General features: G+C 68.0%; 13 protein-coding genes. 2 read left to right on the top strand and 11 right to left on the bottom strand.

The features are described from left to right. Positions 1 to 3: 3 nt before the first annotated feature. The 8 genes from J2T07_RS14810 to J2T07_RS14845 all read right to left on the bottom strand — a co-directional run bounded on the left by J2T07_RS14810 (position 4) and on the right by J2T07_RS14845 (position 10,653). Positions 4 to 711, bottom strand: coding sequence for an ABC transporter permease (locus tag J2T07_RS14810; protein WP_306850882.1), 708 nt, complete (start codon positions 709 to 711; stop codon positions 4 to 6). After that, positions 708 to 1,634 carry an ABC transporter ATP-binding protein gene (locus J2T07_RS14815; RefSeq protein WP_306850883.1) on the bottom strand — a complete coding sequence of 309 codons (927 nt, stop codon included), beginning with the start codon at positions 1,632 to 1,634 and terminating at the stop codon, positions 708 to 710. The genes J2T07_RS14810 and J2T07_RS14815 overlap by 4 nt, the downstream gene beginning before the upstream one ends. Continuing rightward, complete coding sequence (locus J2T07_RS14820) at positions 1,631 to 2,764, bottom strand: ABC transporter permease (RefSeq protein WP_306850884.1); 1,134 nt, start codon at positions 2,762 to 2,764, stop codon at positions 1,631 to 1,633. The genes J2T07_RS14815 and J2T07_RS14820 overlap by 4 nt, the downstream gene beginning before the upstream one ends. Next, positions 2,761 to 3,663, bottom strand: a complete 903-nt coding sequence (gene osmF, locus J2T07_RS14825; protein WP_306850885.1) for a glycine betaine ABC transporter substrate-binding protein OsmF — start codon at positions 3,661 to 3,663, stop codon at positions 2,761 to 2,763. Before osmF ends, J2T07_RS14820 begins: the two co-directional genes overlap by 4 nt. Positions 3,664 to 3,666: 3 nt before the next feature. Further along, on the bottom strand, positions 3,667 to 6,267 hold the full coding sequence (locus tag J2T07_RS14830) for a glycoside hydrolase family 31 protein (RefSeq protein WP_306850886.1): 2,601 nt from the start codon (positions 6,265 to 6,267) through the stop codon (positions 3,667 to 3,669). 98 nt (positions 6,268 to 6,365) lie between these two features. Next, entirely contained in the window at positions 6,366 to 7,544 is a 1,179-nt protein-coding gene (locus J2T07_RS14835) for a GGDEF domain-containing protein (protein WP_306850887.1), read from the bottom strand. A 356-nt stretch (positions 7,545 to 7,900) separates the two neighbouring features. After that, on the bottom strand, positions 7,901 to 9,607 hold the full coding sequence (locus J2T07_RS14840; RefSeq protein WP_306850888.1) for an ATP-binding cassette domain-containing protein: 1,707 nt from the start codon (positions 9,605 to 9,607) through the stop codon (positions 7,901 to 7,903). Between the two features lie 2 nt (positions 9,608 to 9,609). Continuing rightward, on the bottom strand, positions 9,610 to 10,653 hold the full coding sequence (locus J2T07_RS14845) for a serine kinase (RefSeq protein ID WP_306850889.1): 1,044 nt from the start codon (positions 10,651 to 10,653) through the stop codon (positions 9,610 to 9,612). A 177-nt stretch (positions 10,654 to 10,830) separates the two neighbouring features. Between J2T07_RS14845 and J2T07_RS14850 the strand changes: the two genes are divergently transcribed. Together J2T07_RS14850 and J2T07_RS14855 are read left to right on the top strand one after the other, a co-directional pair. Further along, a complete protein-coding gene (locus tag J2T07_RS14850; RefSeq protein ID WP_306850890.1) occupies positions 10,831 to 12,303 on the top strand; it encodes a B12-binding domain-containing radical SAM protein in 1,473 nt (490 codons plus the stop codon). A 7-nt stretch (positions 12,304 to 12,310) separates the two neighbouring features. Continuing rightward, the gene (locus J2T07_RS14855; RefSeq protein WP_306850891.1) at positions 12,311 to 13,522 is read left to right on the top strand and encodes a nucleotidyltransferase family protein; all 1,212 of its coding nucleotides are present in this window, start codon (positions 12,311 to 12,313) and stop codon (positions 13,520 to 13,522) included. Positions 13,523 to 13,549: 27 nt separating this feature from the next. Here the strand turns inward: J2T07_RS14855 and J2T07_RS14860 are convergent, their stop codons facing one another. From J2T07_RS14860 to J2T07_RS14870, 3 genes are read right to left on the bottom strand one after another with little or no spacing between them, the layout of a single operon-like run. Further along, positions 13,550 to 14,656 (bottom strand): glycosyltransferase family 4 protein, encoded by a 1,107-nt coding sequence (locus J2T07_RS14860; protein ID WP_306850892.1) that lies wholly within the window; start codon positions 14,654 to 14,656, stop codon positions 13,550 to 13,552. After that, positions 14,653 to 15,786: a glycosyltransferase family 4 protein gene (locus J2T07_RS14865; protein ID WP_306850893.1), complete on the bottom strand. Its 1,134-nt coding sequence runs from the start codon at positions 15,784 to 15,786 to the stop codon at positions 14,653 to 14,655. Before J2T07_RS14865 ends, J2T07_RS14860 begins: the two co-directional genes overlap by 4 nt. 13 nt (positions 15,787 to 15,799) lie before the next feature. Beyond that, on the bottom strand, positions 15,800 to 17,311 hold the full coding sequence (locus J2T07_RS14870; RefSeq protein ID WP_306850894.1) for a B12-binding domain-containing radical SAM protein: 1,512 nt from the start codon (positions 17,309 to 17,311) through the stop codon (positions 15,800 to 15,802). Positions 17,312 to 17,321 lie beyond the last annotated feature (10 nt).

The following is a 17,321-nucleotide window of genomic DNA, read 5'->3' on the forward strand; positions in this document are numbered from 1 at the left end:
CCATCAGCGGCGCACCCGGCGCTCCACCGCCGCGAGCGCCGCATCCACCGTCAACGCCAGCACGCCCACCAGCAAGGCCCCCTGCACCACGTAGGCGGGATTGTTGCCAACCAGCCCCTCGACGATCGGTGAACCGAGCGTCGTGGCGCCGACCGCGGAACCGATCGTCGCCGTGCCGACACTGACGATGGCCGAAAGACGAATGCCCGCCATGATCGGTCCCGCCGCCAGCGGCAACTCCACGTCGAGCAGGCGACGCCAGCGGCCGTAGCCCATGCCATCGGCCGCGTGCAATGCCGCCGCCGGAACTTGGTCCAGGCCCGCCACGGCCTGCCCCAGCACCGGCAATACGCCATACAGCACCAGGGCGAACAGAGTCGGCGCGGCACCGAAGCCGAGCAGCGGTACGGCGATCGCCAGCACGGCCACCGGCGGGAACGTCTGACCGATCACCGCCACCGCGCGAACCGTCGGCAGCAGCGAGCGGCTGGCCGGGCGCGTGGCGAGGATACCGAGCGACAGGCCGATGGCGACCGCGGCAAGGGTCGCGGCCAGCACGAGCGAGAGGTGGGCGAGGGTCAGCGCGAGGAAGGATGTTCGCGTGTACAGCGGATGCGGCAGCGACGGCTGCCATGCGTGGAACAGGGGCCCCGCATGCGGCAGCGCCAGCAAGAGCAGGACGAGCACGGCGAAGGTGATGGCCAGCTTCATGCGCGCGACACGAGATCGGTCAGCAGGATCGCGCCGACATGCTCACCGCCCTCGCGCACGGGCAGGCGGTCGCGACCCTGCGCCAGCATGGCACCCAATGCGTCCTGCAACGATGCCGCCGCATCGACCGGCTCGCCCTCCGCTTGTTCACCGCCACGCATGCTGTCGCGCACGGTGCGTACCGCCAGTTCGCGCAAACGCGCACGCGTACCGCCGACGAAGTCCCGCACGCGCTCGTCGGCCGGATGGCGAAGGAAAGCAAGCGGCGCGCCGACCTGGATCAGCTTTCCGTCCAGCATGAGGCCCACCCGGTCGCCAAGGCCGAAGGCCTCGTCCATGTCATGGGTGACGAACAGGATCGTGGTACCCGTTTCGCGCTGGATCGCCTTGAGGCTGCCCTGCAAGGACTCACGCGTCAGCGGGTCCAGCGCGCCGAACGGCTCGTCCATCAGCACGATGCGCGGACGCGCGGCAAGTGCACGCGCCACGCCCACGCGCTGCTGTTGGCCACCCGACAAGGTGTGTGGATAACGATCGGCGATACCCGGCTCGTCCAGCCGGAGCAGTTCGATCAATTCGGCCACCCGCGCACGGATCGCGTCCCCGGACCAATGCAGGAGACGCGGCACCGTCGCGATGTTCTCGGCCACGGTGCGGTGGGGAAACAGGCCGACCGACTGGATGGCATAACCGATGCCGCGACGCAGTGTTTCCACATCGCGCGTCGCGACATCCTCGCCATCGACGCGAACCGTACCCGCGTCGACGTGGACCAGCCGATTCACCGTGCGCAACAGCGTCGACTTGCCCGAGCCAGACGGCCCGACAAGGACGAAGAATTCGCCATCGTCGATGCGCAGGGAGAGATCGTCGATCACCACATGGCCGCCGAAGCGCTTGCAAACGTGCTCGAACTCGATCATGCGTGACGCTCCGTGAGGGCGAGCAGGCCCTGGAAGACGAGATCCACGGCCAGGGCCAGGACGAGGATGGCGAGCGTACCCAGCAGCACCATGTCGGTGGCCCCCTGCCCTATGCCGAGGAAGACGAAGCGGCCGAGTCCTCCCGCACCGATCAAGGCGGCGACGGCGGCAAGGCCGATCGTCTGCACGGCGACGACACGCAGGCCGGCGAGCAACACCGGCCAGCCAAGCGGCAGTTGCACGCGAACGAGCAACTGCGCACGGCTCATGCCGAGTCCACGGGCCGCCTCGCGGGCGTCGGCGGGCACGGCGTCCAGCCCGGCAGCGGTGTAGCGCACCACGGGCAGCAAGGCATACAGCAGCAAGGCGAATACCGCCGGCGCCGCGCCCGTACCGCCGAAACCCAGCGAACCGAGCGCGGGCCACGCGCGCGCCAGCCATGCGAACGGTCCGATCAACAGCGCGAACAGCGCGAGCGACGGCACGGTCTGCAGGAAGGAGAGCACGCCGACGAGCACGCCTTCGCTCCGCCGCCTGCGCCAGACCCACCATCCCAACGGCGCACCGGCCAGCAAGGCCAGTACCAGGGTAATCGCGCTGAGACGCAGGTGACCGGCCAAAGCCTCGGCGAAAGGCGCGCGCTGGGCATGCCATTCGCGCAACAGGGCAAGCCCGTCGAGCAAGCCGATGACGCCCTGGACCGCGATGAGCGCCAGCGCCGCAAGCCATGCGGCTACCTGCACGCCGACGCGCTGGCCGCGCAGGCGGTCGAGCAGCAGGAGGGCGGCGGCGAGCCACATGAGCCAGAAGCCGGCACCGAGTTGAACGCGGGTCGACGGGGCGGCATGGACGAGGATCCGCTGCGCGTCGAGTCCGGCGAGCAACGGCAGGCCCACCACGGCGAGCCAGGCGATGGAGGCCGCGACGAAGCGATGTCGCGGAACCTTGAACACGGCGCAGGCCATCACCGTGGACCATGCGCCGATCCACAACCATGGATGCGGGTTGAACGCCTGCCCGGCGAGCAACCGGTTCGGCGCGACATGAAGGAACGCCGCGAACGCCGCCAGAAGACCGATCGTGGAAAGCACCAGAACCGGCAACGCGGCGAGCGGCTCGGGACGCTTCATTTCAGCAGTCCATGGGAACGCAGGTAATCCGCCGCCACCGTCGCGGCATCCTCGCCGTCGATCTGCGTGCGCGCATTGAGCTTGCGCAGCACGTCGACGGTCAGTGGCCGGAACGCGGCCTCCAGCGCGGGCCGCATCGCGGGATAACGCCTCAGCGCGTCCTCGCGCACGACGGGCGCAGGCTGGTAGACCATTTCCACGTGCTTCGGATCCTCCAGCACCACCAATCCCGTCACCGCGATCGCGCCGTCGGTGGAATAGACCATGCTCGCGTTCACGTCAGACGTACCTTCCGCCGCGGCCTTGATCGTCGCCGAGGTATCCCCGCCGGCAAGTACCAGCAACTGGCTGCCACGCAGTTTGAAACCATACGCCGCCTGGAACGCAGGCAGCGCCGCCTCGCTTTCGACGAACTCCGCGGAACCGGCGAGCAGCACGTCGCCGCCGCCGTTCACCCATCGCGCAAAATCTTCCAGCGTGCGCAGCCGTTCGCGCCCGGCGACATCGCCGCGGACACCGATGGCCCAATGGTTGTCGGCCGGCGCGGGCGCCAGCCAGACCAGCTTGTTCATGGTGCGGTCGAGCGAAGCGGCCAACGCGTACGCCTTGGCCGCTTCGCGAAAGGCCGGGTCATCCTCGCGGTGGAAAAAGAACGCGGCATTGCCGGTGTACTCGGGATAGACATCCAGGTCGCCGTTGAGCAAGGCGCGGCGGACGATCGACGTCGGTCCTAGCTGCGTATGGTCCACCGCGGGGATGCCCTCGTGGCGCAGCACCTGCAACACGATCTGGCCAAGCAGCGCACCTTCGTTGTCGGCCTTGGAGCCGACCCGCAACGGCGCCTGCGCGTTCGCTGCGCAGGCGAGCAAGGCCAGGAGCACGGCCAGAAGGCGGCGCAAGGGTCAGCGTCCCAACCGGTCGGCGAAGGCGCGCTTGAAGGCATCGTCTATCGGCGTGGCATCGACGCTGGCGGCCAGCCCGGCGTAGCGCTTTTCGAAAGCACGCACGGCCGCCGAGAAGCGCTCCGCCCTGCCCTCGTCATCGCCTTCGTCCACCGCATAGGCCAACACACGGGCCGCCTGGCCGGCGAGGTCGACATCGTCGGGCAAGGCGGAGATATCGCCCCACACCTGCTTGAGGTACCGCACCGCGTCGGCGGCACGGCGCATGCGGTGCAGCAGCCCCTTCGGCGCGGCATGTTCCGGTACGAAGCGAGCCACGACGTCCTGCGCCTCGTCCACGGACACGGGGCCCAGGTCGACCCGGATGCACAGCCACGCCGCATCGAACGACCAGGAGCGCGGCTTCGGCTCCGCGCTGTAAGGCAGCGCCTCGCCATTGACCTCGACACTCTCGGGGATGCCGGCGTCGAGGAACTCGACCACGTAGGCACGTTTCGCCGGACGGCCCTCGTACTGCCCTTCCATGCGATCGATATGCACCCGGTGCGCACGATCGCCATGCCGGTTGCGCACGCGGGTGCGGGCGAACTCGCCGCGCTGGTAACCCTGGCTCGCGCCATCGTCGTCGTAGAGTTCGGTGGCACCCTGGGCACCGGGAAAGACCTGCAGGATCAGCGTATCGGGAACGCTGGCAAGATCGCGCATGCCTTCCGGGTAAAGCGGGATGACGCTGCCCGGACGCACGAAGATCGGGATTTCCTCCAGCGTGTACGAGCGTTCCACCATCCCGCCTCCGTCGAAGGCTTCGGCGCCATCGCGGCTATACCACTTGCCCGGCGGGAGCCAGACGGGGAACGGTGCGGCGGCGGCGGCGCCGCTCGGCGTGGTCACGGGTGCCACGAGGATGTCGTTGCCGAACATGTACTGGGCAGGGTGCGAGTAGGCTTCGTCGTGCTCCGGCCACGGGTAGTACATGGGCTGGACGATCGACACACCGGTGTCGTAGGCCTGTCGTGCGGCGGCGTAGATATACGGGGCGAGCTGATAGCGCAGGCGTATCGCCGCGAAGATCGCATCGCCGTAGGGCGGTCCGAAATGCCAGGGCTCCTTGTGCAGGCTCGCTTCCTTCGCCGAATGCGTGCGCAGGACGGGGCTGAACACCCCCAATTGCATCCAGCGTGCATAGAGTTCCGGGTCGAGGTGCCGCTCCGGCCGCGGTATGTGCTTGTGGAAAGTGTGCCCACCGATATCGTGGCTCCAGTATCCATAGAGCACGTTGGACGCCATCGCCGTGAAATGGGGCTGGTAGGCGAGCGACGTCCAGGAGATGACGCTGTCACCGGAGAACCCGATCGGGTAACGGTGGTTACCGAGGCCACCCCAGCGATGATAGATAAGACCGCGGCGATCGCCATCGCGCTGCATCTCGGTGAAGAACACATGGTTGAGCCACCAGGTGTTCGACAAGCCGGGGTGTGCCTTCGATTCGGGCCACTGTTGCCAGTCCAGCCACCAGAAATCCACGCCTTGCGCTTCCAGCGGCTTCAGGATCGTGTCGAACAAGGCGCGCACGTACCGCGGCGAGGTACCTTCGAACGGAATGGGCGCGTGCGTGGAGGTATCCCACGACAATGCCTTTGCCATCGCTTCGTAGTTTTCCTCGTGCGGCATGACGCCCGACGCGGGGTGCAGGTTGAGCGTCACGCGCAGGTTCTGGCCGTGGGCCCAGCGCATGAAGGCCCCGGGCTCGGGGAACAGGCTGCGGTTGAAGGTGTAGCCCGTCCAGCCCGATGCCTCGCCGAAGATATCTTTCTGCTCGTATCCGGCACGCAGCGAAAGACCGGGCGTGGTGTGCCAGTCCATGTCCAGCACGAGCACGTCGAGCGGGATGCGTTCCTTCTCGAAACGCGCGCCGAGCGCGCGTAGTTCTTCGTCGGAATAGTTCCAATAGCGCGACCACCAGTAGCCGAAGACGAAACGCGGCGGGATCGGTTGCGGACCGGCGATCGCCGCGAAATCCGCGAGCGCGGCGCGGTAATCGCGGCCGTACCCGAAGAAGTACAGGTCCTGGCGATCGCCCGCCGGACGTTCCTCCACCCAGCCGTCGTCGTCGAGGCCGAATCCCTGGGTGTCGTCGACGACATGCCAGCCATCGCGTGCGATCAGTCCGTCCTCCAGCGGCAGGGTGCTGCCATCCTGCCAGGTATCGCCGTCGTAGCGGTCGAGCGTGCGGTAGGTTCCACCGAGGTTGGCCTTCTGGGCATCGCCCGGGTTCCAGGTGACCGGGCCATCCTCGCGACGAACCAGGATCGCGAGGTTGCCGGCGGCGAAGCGGCCGGTTCCCTTCTCGTAGCGCAGCCGCAACATGCCTGTGTCGATCTCGATGAATCGATCGTCCTCGGCCAGCCCGAACGGCGGCACGTCGAGTGCACGATGCACGACCACTTGGGTACGCCCATCGCGAAAGCGCCCCTCGGCGTTCCATTCCAGGCGGACGAGCCGCGGTGTCAGCACCGTGAAGCGGATATCGCCCCGCTCGACGATAGCCTCGGGCCGGGCGGCGGCCCCCGCGGAAGGGCGGCTGTCTGTCGTGGCTTCCATGGGTGGCGTCACCCCTTTGCGAACCGGAGGTGGACCATTATGACGCGTTGCCGCATCCCGCCGGTGAACGGATGCGCTTGATGGCCGCTCCCGCGCGACTAGAGCAGGACGCAGCGGTTCCGGCCCGCCCGCTTCGCCGCGTACAACGCGCGGTCGGCGCGGTCGAAGGCCACCGCCGAGGTATCGTCGATGCCGAAGCGGGTGATCCCGCCGGACATGGTGACCGTCACCGGCTTGGAACTGGCGTGGAACGCCAGCTTCTCCACCGTGGCGCATAAAGCGAGCGAGAGTTCCCACGCCTCGTCCGTGCCCATCCCGGCGAAGACCACGACGAACTCCTCGCCTCCATAGCGGGCGACGAACGCGCGTCCTTCCAGTTCGCGCGCCAGGGTCTGCCCCACGATCCGCAACACCGCATCGCCTGCGCCGTGGCCGTAGGTGTCGTTGATGCCCTTGAAATGATCGATATCGAAGGCGCCGAGGCAGGCGGCGGCGCCCCGTTCGCGGACCTCGCGCTCCACCTCCGCCATGCGCCGCTCGTAGGCCAGGCGGTTCGGCAGGCTCGTCAACCCGTCGGTCAGGGCCAGCTCGTGTTCGCGGCGCAGCGAGTCCTGCAGAGAGGTCGCCTGGTTTTCCAACTCCTCCACCCGGTCGCGCATGCGCTCGGCACGATCGCGATACGCGGCGAGGCGCGCATCCTCACGTTCGCGGTATTCGCGAAAATGGCGGTCGATGAGGGAGAGACGCGCGGCGACCTCGGCTTGCAGGCTGCCAAGGTCCGCCGCGGCGAGCGTCGTCTCGCCCAGCGCGCGCATCTCCTCGCGAACGCTGGCGTCGAGCGCGCGGCCCTCGCGATCGCCGACGCCCGTCCGTTCGAGTTCGACGGCGAGGTAACGGGTCATGTCGCCGAGGCGCAGGCTTACCGCCGCCAGCAACTCCTGCAGGCGCGCGATGTCGGCACGCAATCCGTCGATGCTGGCCGCGTCCGGGTCCCCGCCTGCCGGCGAGTGGTCGTCCGACGTGGTGATGGCCTTCGCCAAGGCCTCGAGCAACGGTTCGAGCGCCCCAAGTGAAGGAACGTGACGGAGTTCGGCGGCCAGCCGGTCGAGGAGCCGGTCCAGCTCGGCGTCGCGCCCCCGGGCGAGCCCGGCGAGGCGCAAGGCCAACCGGCGCAGCCCTTCCCCCAACGCGTGGAACTCGCGCTCGTCACGCTCCATCCGCTCCAGCGCAAGATGGTACTTGCGCTCCCAGACATCCTGCTCCAAGCAACTACCCACCGATCGTTCGTGGCCCTGCGGGGCATCGTACGCCGAACCGTCGCGGGGAAGCGCGTTCTCTTACCCTCGAACCGGACGCAGCATGCGGCAAAGACCCACGATCGGCCGGTGCAATCCACAGGGATCGGTGTTCCATGGATAGCCGCGGTGCGTGGAAGCCATGTCGTCGAATGATGGCCGGCCCGGTCCCGCCACGGAACCGCTTGCCAGCGAGACGGCCAGCCCCGCGACAACAGCGATGTATCTGACGGTGGTACGCATCGGCCTGTCCCCCCTGTGTCGGCTCCGACGTTATGCCGCGGAACGTGACGGAACAATAGACCGAACGGCAGGGCCTGTCGCGCGGTGGACCCGCGTCACGCCCTCGCCCGGCCCGCGGACCGCACGGGCGAAGCGGCCCTGTCGCGATCGGGGCCGATGACGAGGCACTGCTCGGCCAACGCCGCGACGCCGGCGCGGTGCGAGACCACCACCATGACGGTGTGCGGCAGCCGCCGCTTCATCGCCGTCAGCACGGCCATCTCCGATGCCGCGTCCAGCGCGCTGGTCGCCTCGTCGAGCACCGCCAGGACAGGCTGGCGGAGGATCACCTGGGCGAGCAGGAGGCGTTGCAGTTCACCGCCGGAAAGGCGGCTCGACGCGTCGGCCAACGAAGTGTCCAGGCCGGTACCGGCGAGGCGGCGCTCGAGGCCCACGTCGACCAGCGCCTCATGCAGTGCGGGTTCGCCGGCCGCCGGTGCCGCCCAGAGCAGGCACTCGCGCACCGTGCCCTGCCAGGGGCGCACGCTCTGGCTCACGTAAGCGCCCTTCGAGACACGCTGGCGGTACGCCTCGAAGTCGAGGGGCTCGTGTCCCGCCCACGCGACGAAGACGTCCGGGCACGCCATCCCCGCCAGCACGTCGACCAGGCAACTCTTGCCGATGCCCGAGTCGCCGGAGACCAGGGTCAGTTCGCCCGGCACGAGTGCCAGGTCATGCACGTCGAGGCCACCCGCTGGAGGACTCACGCGCAAGCGCTGGATGCGCAGCGTGCAGCCCGCCACCGCCGCGGTCCGGGACGGCGCGGCCGTCTCCGGCACCGTCGCCAGTTCCATGTAGTGCTGCCAGAGTTCAAGGGCGGGTGCCGCCGAACGCAATTGCTGGAAACTTTGCCGCGTGGCGACGAGGTAGGGCAACAGGCGTCCGAGCAGCAGGCAGACGGCCATCAACGACGCCCCGTCGATCCCCTGCCAGCGATGCGCCAGCGCGAACACCAGGGCGATTCCCAGGGCGGCGGCCAGCTCCAGCAGTAGCCGCCCGGAGGCGATCAGCTCCAGTTGCCGTGCATAGCCCCGGTACAGGCGCGAGGCCACGTCGCCATAATTCGCCCTCTCAGCGGCTTCGCGTCCATAGGACCGGACGTGGCGCAAGCGGCGCGGAAAATCCTCGCTGTGCCGGAACAGCTTCGTCATGTCCGCCACGTAGGCCCGGCTCACCTCCGACTGTTCGCGGCCAAACCCGCGCGAGCCCAGCACGCCGAGCACCGCCAGCAAGGGCATGGCGAGCACCGGCACCGGCGAGACCCAGCAGGCGACGACGAGACTCGCCGCGGCGGTCGCGCCCGTGACGAACAACTGCTGCGTCGCGCTCAATCCCTGTACGAGGGCCTCCGTGTTGTAAGTGAGCACGTTCGCGATCTCCGCGGACGTCGCATTGGCCAACGCGGGCAATGAGGCATCGACGAGCCGTGCCTGCACCCGGCGACGCAGGACCATCCCATAGTGTCCCAAGAGATGGGCACCCAGTCGCGACGCACGCCAGCGCAACAGGGCGAAGACCGCCGTCACCAGGGCGAAGGCGCCCGCTGTCGCGTCCGTGCCATCACCAAGGGCATGCAGCGCCGGCAGTGGCAAGGGGTGCAGCGGTTGTACCAGGGCCACCAGGAGCACCGTCGCAAAGGTGCCGGCGCAGGCGGATGCCAGCGAAAGCGCCACGTACACACCTGTCGCGAGACGATCGCCACGCGGCAATGAAAGCAGCAACGCGCGCAAGGGCATCGTCCGGCGGCGTGAGGCCCCGCGCACCGTCAGCGCCCTATGACGCCGGCGGCGAGCAAGGCACGCAGCGCGGCGATGGCGTCTTGCGGATGCCTTCCTCGACGAAGCTCGTACACGCCGAGCCCGCCGAGACGATGGACGAAACGGTCCCAACCTGGCTGTCCCGCCGCGTACGGTTGGTCGACGGCAAGCAACGCGGGCACCTGCTCCCACGGCAGGCGACGCAGCAAGCGGGACGAATCGGGCGCCGTCTCCGCGCTGACGACGACGGCGCCTGCCAACCGCAACGGCGCCGGTGGCGGACGGCCGGCGCCCTCACGCAAATCCGCCTCGAACTTCGCCACACCACTGCGCCGGTGGATAACGGGAGATCCCTCGATCCATGCACGTGTGACGTTGTCGTCGAGGAAACGCAGCACATCCTCCTTCACGTGCAGGTAGTTCGCCACACCGGTCGCCAACAGGTTGTCCGGCTGCACGAAGACGCCGTCCTCGGCGAGGAAATCCATGCCATCGAGCAACCCATGCAAGGCAAGCGTGGACTTGCCCGCTCCACTCGCGCCAAGCAGGAGGACACCACGCCCCTCGTGCCCGATGCACGCTCCATGCAAGGGGACCAGGCCAAGGCCGCGCGCGGCTAGCATGAAGACGGCGAACTCGATCAACTCGTACCGCACGTGGTACGGATGCGCCAGCATGTCCTGCGAGACGACGACGAGGCCGCGGTGATGCGCGGGAACCAGCACCACGTAGTTCGCCTCGTCCATCATGCCGCAGAGCAGGCCCGCACCGGCCTGGGTGCGTACGGGGGGCGGCGTGGTGCGAGTGGCGGCGGCCTCGCGCGGCAGCAGGCGCAATTCGATGCGGAATTCCGGTGCCACCGTCGAGAAGCGATGCTCCGGCAAACCCGCATACGCCGCGTCCACCAGGTCGAGCAGGTCGGCGCTGTCGCTCTCGAAACGGAAACGCCCGCCGAGTATCTGGCGGCGGACAGAGATAGTGGGGCGTACCCGTTCTCCGAAGGGATCGGCGGCGGCTTCACCCTGTGCATGGACATCGGTCGAAAACGTCATCGCCTGTCGATCTTCCCGGCCTGGAACGGTTGAGGCGGTGAGTGCGGCGGCGGCTTGGGAAGGTTGTCGACGCACGGCGCGGCATCGACGCAACCTCGCCCGCATCGGAGGGCACCTACGCCCATCGCAGCGGCGCCGGTGCCGCGCTCCCCTGGTCCAGTCCGAGGCCCCTCACCGATGTTGAAGATCCAGGTAGGCCATTCCTACTTCCTGCGCTACGACAGCAAGCAATGGGAACGTGGCAAGCCCTATCCCCCCCTGGCGACGATCCACATCGCCGCGTTGCTGCGCCGGATGCGACACGACGTGACGCTGTTCGACTCGATGCTGGCCGATGGCGTGGAAGACTACGCGGCGGCGTTCGAACGGGTCCGACCCGACCTGGTGGTCTTCTACGAGGACAATTTCAATTTCCTCACCAAGATGTGCCTGGGCCGCATGCGTGACGCGGCCTGCCGGATGATCGCCGAAGCGCGCGCGAACGGCGCCCGGGTGATCGTGGCCGGCTCCGATGCCTCCGATCATCCGGAGCCCTTCCTCGACGCCGGCGCGGATGCCGTGCTGATCGGCGAAGGCATCGGCGCGCTGATGGCCCTGGTCGATCGCCTCGAGCGACAACCCGGCATCGATGGCGCGGCGTGGACGGAAGGCCTTCCCGGCGTGGCCACGATCGCCGAAGGCACGACGCTGATCACCCGCATCGGCGCCGCGCCCCCCGATCCACGCGTCGCCGGGCAGCCGGCATGGGACCTGCTCGACATCGAACGGTACCGTGCCTTCTGGCAAGACCGGCATGGCTATTTCAGTCTCAACATGGCGGCGTCACGAGGCTGTCCGTTCCGCTGCAACTGGTGCGCGAAACCGATATGGGGCAATCACTACAACCAGCGCCCGGCGGAGGAAGTCGCCGCCGAGATGACCTTCCTGAAGCGGACCTTCGCACCGGACCATGTCTGGATGGCCGACGATATCTTCGGTTTCCACGTGGACTGGGTGAGCGAGTTCGCCGCCCACCTCGATGCCAGCGACGGCTCGATCCCGTTCACCATCCAGACGCGCGCCGACCTCGCCAGTGAACGCATGTGCGCCGCGTTGGCGAAAGCCGGTTGCGCGGAAGCATGGATAGGTGCCGAGAGCGGCAGCCAGCACGTGCTCGACCGCATGACCAAGGGCACCAAGGTGCCCGACCTCGTCGCCTCCCGGCGACGCCTTGGCGCGCACGGCATCCGCGTTGGCTTCTTCATCCAGCTCGGCTACCTGGGCGAACAACTCGACGACCTGCTGGCGACGCGCCAACTGGTGGAACTGGCGGCTCCCGACGACATCGGCGTGAGCGTGTCCTACCCGTTGCCTGGCACGAAGTTCTTCGAGGAAGTGAAGGCACAACTCGGCGCCAAGACGCACTGGGACGATAGCGCCGACCTGGCGATGATGTTCCGCGGCGCCTACGATTCAGACTTCTATCGCCAGTTCCGTAACCTGCTGCACGACCAGGTGACGCTGCAACAGGGCGTGGCGCCCCCGCAGGCCAAGGCATCCTTGCGCACGCGCTGGAACGCCCTGGTCGCGAGCGAGCGGGCGCACCGCACGGAAACACCCACGCTTCCTTCCCCCGTGACGTTGCAAGGCGTCGCCCTTCCTCTCGCATGAGCACGCCATGTTGCCGCCACTGAAGCTCGTCAAGCACGGTCTGCGCCGAACCACGGAGACGTTGGCGGCCGAACTCGCCCTCGCCCAACCCGGCACCGCGATGCCCGACTGGACCGACCTCGAATGGCGGCTCGCGTCGGCCGCCGCTGTCGCCCACGGCGTTTCGCCGCTGCTTTGCCGTTTCTCCACCTGGCAACGGCCTTCGTGGCGGCGCTTCCTCGTCGACCAGCGCCAGCATGTCATCCAGCGCCACGAGCGGATCGCCACCCTGTTGCGCCGTATCGACGCGGAAGCCCGTGACGCCGGCTTGCCGATGATCGCCCTGAAGGGTGCCGCGTTGCATGCGCTGGGCTTGTACGCCCCAGGCGATCGGCCGATGGCGGACGTGGATCTCCTCGTGGACGAGGCCGATGCGGACGCTACGGCCGGCATGCTCGTCGCCATCGGTTACGAGGAATCGTTCGCGCAGTGGAAGCACCGCGTGTTCAAGCCGTCGGCGGGCGATGCGGTCGCGGGGCTTGGCGAGCATCGCGACACGCCGATCAACATCGAACTGCATACGCGCATCCACGAACGGCTGCCGCTCGACACGGTGGACATCACGTCCAGTGTCCGTCCGCACGATGCTCGTCCCGGCATCCAACCCTATCCGTCACCCGGCGCGTTGATGGGCCATTTGTTGCTGCACGCCGCGGGCAACATGTGTGGGCGCAGCCTGCGCCTGCTTCACCTCAACGACATCGCGCTGCTCGCCACGCGCATGCGGCCGGACGACTGGGAGGTGCTTTGGTCCGGCGAGCGTCCCTGGTGGGCACTGCCACCACTCGAACTCGTCGCGCGCTATTACCGCGACGCCGTGCCCAGGACCGTGCTCAAGCGGCTCCGTCGCGATGGCCCGCTCGTGCTGCGCATGGTTGCGCGCCGGCAGACACTGACCCACGTCTCCTGCTCCAACCTATGGCTGCACGCCCTTCCCGGTGTCGAATGGTCGCGTTCGATAAACGAAGCGGCCCGGTGCCTGAAGAACCGGCTCCGGCCCACCGAGGAAAGCGTGAAGGAGCGTGCAGACATGATCCGGACCCAGGTCTGGCTCCAGGATCAGAGCTGGGTGAGCCTCGGCCATCGGCGCCGCCTCCTGGCCTGGCTCACCCGCCCGATACCGCGCATGGACACGATGTACGTGGTGCGCAAGGCGCTGGATGCCGTCGTGGCGGGTTGAAGCATCGACGGGCCGCCGCTTCCGCCTTCATGGAAGCGACGGCCGTGACGTGCGGTACATGTCCTCGAAGATCACCGCCGTGTGGTCGGCGTCTTCCGCCAGCGCGCGGCGCTGCGCTTCGCCCGCGAGTCGCATGCGCAGGGCATCGTCGTCCAGCACGCGAGCCATCGCGTCGGCAAGCGCGTTCGCATCGCCCACCGGCACCGCCAATGCCGCTACGTTGGCCCATTCGGCGATGTGGCCCACGGCCGTACCCACCGTCGGCACGCCCGCCACGGCGGCTTCCAGAAGGACCAAAGGTCCCGCCTCGTGCAACGACGACATCACCAGCAGGTCGGACGAAGCCACCAGCGGCCGCAACTCCGCCTGCGTGCGAAACCCGAGGAAGGTGACCCGCCGCTCGATGCCCAGGCAACGCGCGAGTTCCTGCATTTCACCGCCGAGCGTATCCACGCCGACGATGCGCATGTCGAAGTCGACGCCCGCGTTGGCCAGGATCGCCAATGCACGCAGCAAGGTCGCCTGGTCCTTCACGCGGTTGAGGCTGGCTACATGGATCAGTTTCGGCAGCCGATCGCCGCGCGGCCGTGGCGGGAGCGGCGTCCAAGCGTCCACATCGACACCCAGGGGCACCCGTGTGGCCGGGACGCCCAACGCGTGCAACGCATCGACGATCGGCATGCTCGCGGCGGTCACCGCCTTCGCCATGCGCAGGGTCACCGCCTCGCGCAGCCGGCCCCGCCACTTTCGCCTTCCGCCGTAGCCGATAGCATGCAGGGCGACCAGCTCGCCCCCAGCGATATGCACGAAAACGGGAAGCCGCAGCGATGTCGCCGCCACCACGCCGATCAGGCCACAGTGCCCGGAGAAGATCGACTGGACGACGTCGAAAGGCGCACGCCGATGTTCGGCGCGAATCGCCGCGATGCCACGCCATACGGTGCGGCCTTCGCCTATGTTGTGGATCGTCGCGCCGCGCAATGACCAGGTTCCGGCTTCCGACTCCTGGTGCAGCACGAACACGTGCACCTGGTGCGCTCTCGCGAGGCGTTCGATCAGGGCGAGGAACACGGGGATCACCCGCTGTTCGCCTCCCCGGTCCACACCGCCGGGAAGCACCAGTGCGATCTTCATGCGGCCTTCCTTCCGTCCACCAGTTGGCGGTACGCCTCGGCCCACTGACGGCCCAGCGCGGCGAACGACAAGGACGCGTCGAAATGGTCGCGCACCTCGTCCCGCGCGATGCCCGATGCCGCGACGTCCGATGCCGCCGCGACGAGAGCCCCGGCCAGCGCCGTCGCGTCGCCACGCGACCACAGCTTGCCGATGCGCCCGGCGCCCGTGATCGCGCGGAACGACGGAATGTCCGTCACCACCGGACGGAGACCGCAGGCCATCGCCTCCAACAAGGCGTAGCCCGATCCTTCGGCGAGGCTCGCCGAGACGAAGAAGTCGGCCGCGTGCATGAGGCGCTCGATGTCGGCATGAGGTACGGCTCCCAGCAAGTGGACGCGTCCAGCGAGACGCGCATCGCCATCGATTCTGCGGCGCACACAGGGCAACAACGGCGCCGTGCCATACGCGCACCATAGTTGCAGGCCAGGCAACCGCTCGCTGGCCTTGGCGATGCCGTCGAGCATCGTCAACGGATCCTTTCCCGCGGTCAGGTGTCCGACGGAGAGCACGCAGGGGTCGCCGCGCAAACCGGTGGCCGCACGCGCGGCATCACGATCGCCCGGCATGAAGCGGCTGCTGCTTTCGGGAATCGCGATCAACCGCGTATGCCTGCCGAACAAACGCCGCCGCGTGAACGGTTCGGCCTGTTCGAGCGCGGTGAAGACGATGCCCGCCGCCGCGCCATACCATCGCCGCCAGGGCATGTGCCGCCATCGCGACGGCAGGCCATTCGCGTGATCCTGCAGGACCACCGGCACGCCGGGAAGACATCGCGTCAGCACCGCGGCGTGTCGCGCGAAAGCAAGGCCGTGCACGTGCACGACATCCGCGCCGGCCTCGCCGGCGAGACGCGCCGCGCATCTGCCCAGGTCGCCGGCGCCGCGCATGTCGCGGCTATCGATGAAGTGGTAGTCGATGCCGCGACGCACCACGTGCTGGCTGAAACCCGCCATCTGGACCGCGGTCACCCGCGTGCCCCCGCTGGCGATAGCTTCGGAGATATCGGCCAGCGAAGGCCATAGATCGAAGATCGCGTCGGCGTCGAGTTCCGCGGGCGCGGCGACGAAGTTGATCAATACGGCGCGCATGCGATCCGCCTGCTCAGAGGCCGGATACCTGCGGCAGGCGCAGCCGCACCAGCCGGTTGGCGAGATTCAGTTCCCACGGCTTGTCGTATTTCCGCCCGCGATAGCGCCATGACGCCATCGCACTCAGGCCGCGCTTTGCCCAGGGCGGCGAGCGCAGGTCCTGCACCGTGGGGAAGCGGCAGCGCAGCACCGTGACGAAGTCCTGGATATACCGGCGCAGGTCGTCCGACAGCCACGGCGCGTCCGCGTGGCAGGCATAGTCGACCCACCGCTTCTGCGTCCATTCCTCCGGCGTCGCCGGAAAGATCACCGGCTCGCCATCCAGGTCGAGCAGGGGCGCGGAAGCGCGCTTGCCACGATCCTTCTCGTGCTTGCTGCCTTCCGGCAGCGGCGTGTAGATGTAGACGATGATTTCCGATTGCGGATTGATCTTCTTCAGTTCGCGGATGAACTCGAAGGTGTGCAAGGTCTCTTCCTCGGTGTTCTGCGGCGGGGCGACCATGAACGAGAGTTCGGGAATCACGCCATGGCGGCGGCACAGTTCCGCAACCTCCAGGGTCTGGTCGGGCCGCGTGCCCTTGCGGATTTCCTTCAGCATCGCGCCACTGGGGGACTCCGCGCCGATATAGGCCATGCGCAGCCGGCTCTTGCGCACCAGCTTCCACGAGCTTTCCGAGAGGTTGAGCAAGGCGTCGGAACGCGCGTAGCACCACCAGGGAAGCTCCAGCTTCGCCATCACTTCCAGCAGCGGCACCATGTCCTCTTCGCGATCGAAGAAGTTGTGGTCGAAGAACTGGATCGAATCGGCGCCGAGCCCGTGCTTGAGATAGCTCAGGTCGCGCTCCAGGCGGACCGCGGCGGGCAAGGCCGTCGTGCCGCCGAACATCGCGGCCACGCCACAGAACGTGCAGCGGAAACGGCAACCGATCGCGGCCTGATGTGCGGCCGTGCGCCGGCCGAGGAAGGTGGGCGCCAGGTAACGGCGCGGATCGCCCAGCTTGCCGTACGGCAACACGATGCCGCTGTCGCCGAGCGAGAAGCGGCGGCCGGGGTTGTGCACGACATCGCCGTCGTGCTTCCAGGACAGCCCGCCGATGCGCGAAACATCGCGGTCGGGCCGGCCGAGCGCGGCCATCAGTTCGGGCAGGCTTTCCTCGCCTTGCCCGCGAATGGCGTAATCCACGTAGGGCGCGGAAAGCGCGGTATCGGTGTAAAGGGTGGGGAAATAGCCGCCCCACACGATGGGCATGTGGGGGAAGCGCTCGCGGATCGCCTTCGACACGGCGATGGACGGTGCCATCTGTGGGCCACCCATGACACTGATGCCGACGGCATCGAAGCGTTCTGTTTCGATCGCGCGCAAGGTCGCGCCGACGACGTCGCGGTCGATGTTGCCATCCACGATCCGGCTCGTGCCCGTGCGGTCCAGTGCCGCGGCCAGGTGAAGCAGTGAGAGAGGAAAACGGGCGCTACCGCGCGAGGTGATCGTCGGGTTGACCAGCAGGGTGTTCGGGGCGTGGGTCATGGAGGCGGGT

The sequence above is a fragment of the Luteibacter jiangsuensis genome (assembly GCF_030812295.1).
Classification (GTDB): Bacteria; Pseudomonadota; Gammaproteobacteria; order Xanthomonadales; family Rhodanobacteraceae; genus Luteibacter; species Luteibacter jiangsuensis_A.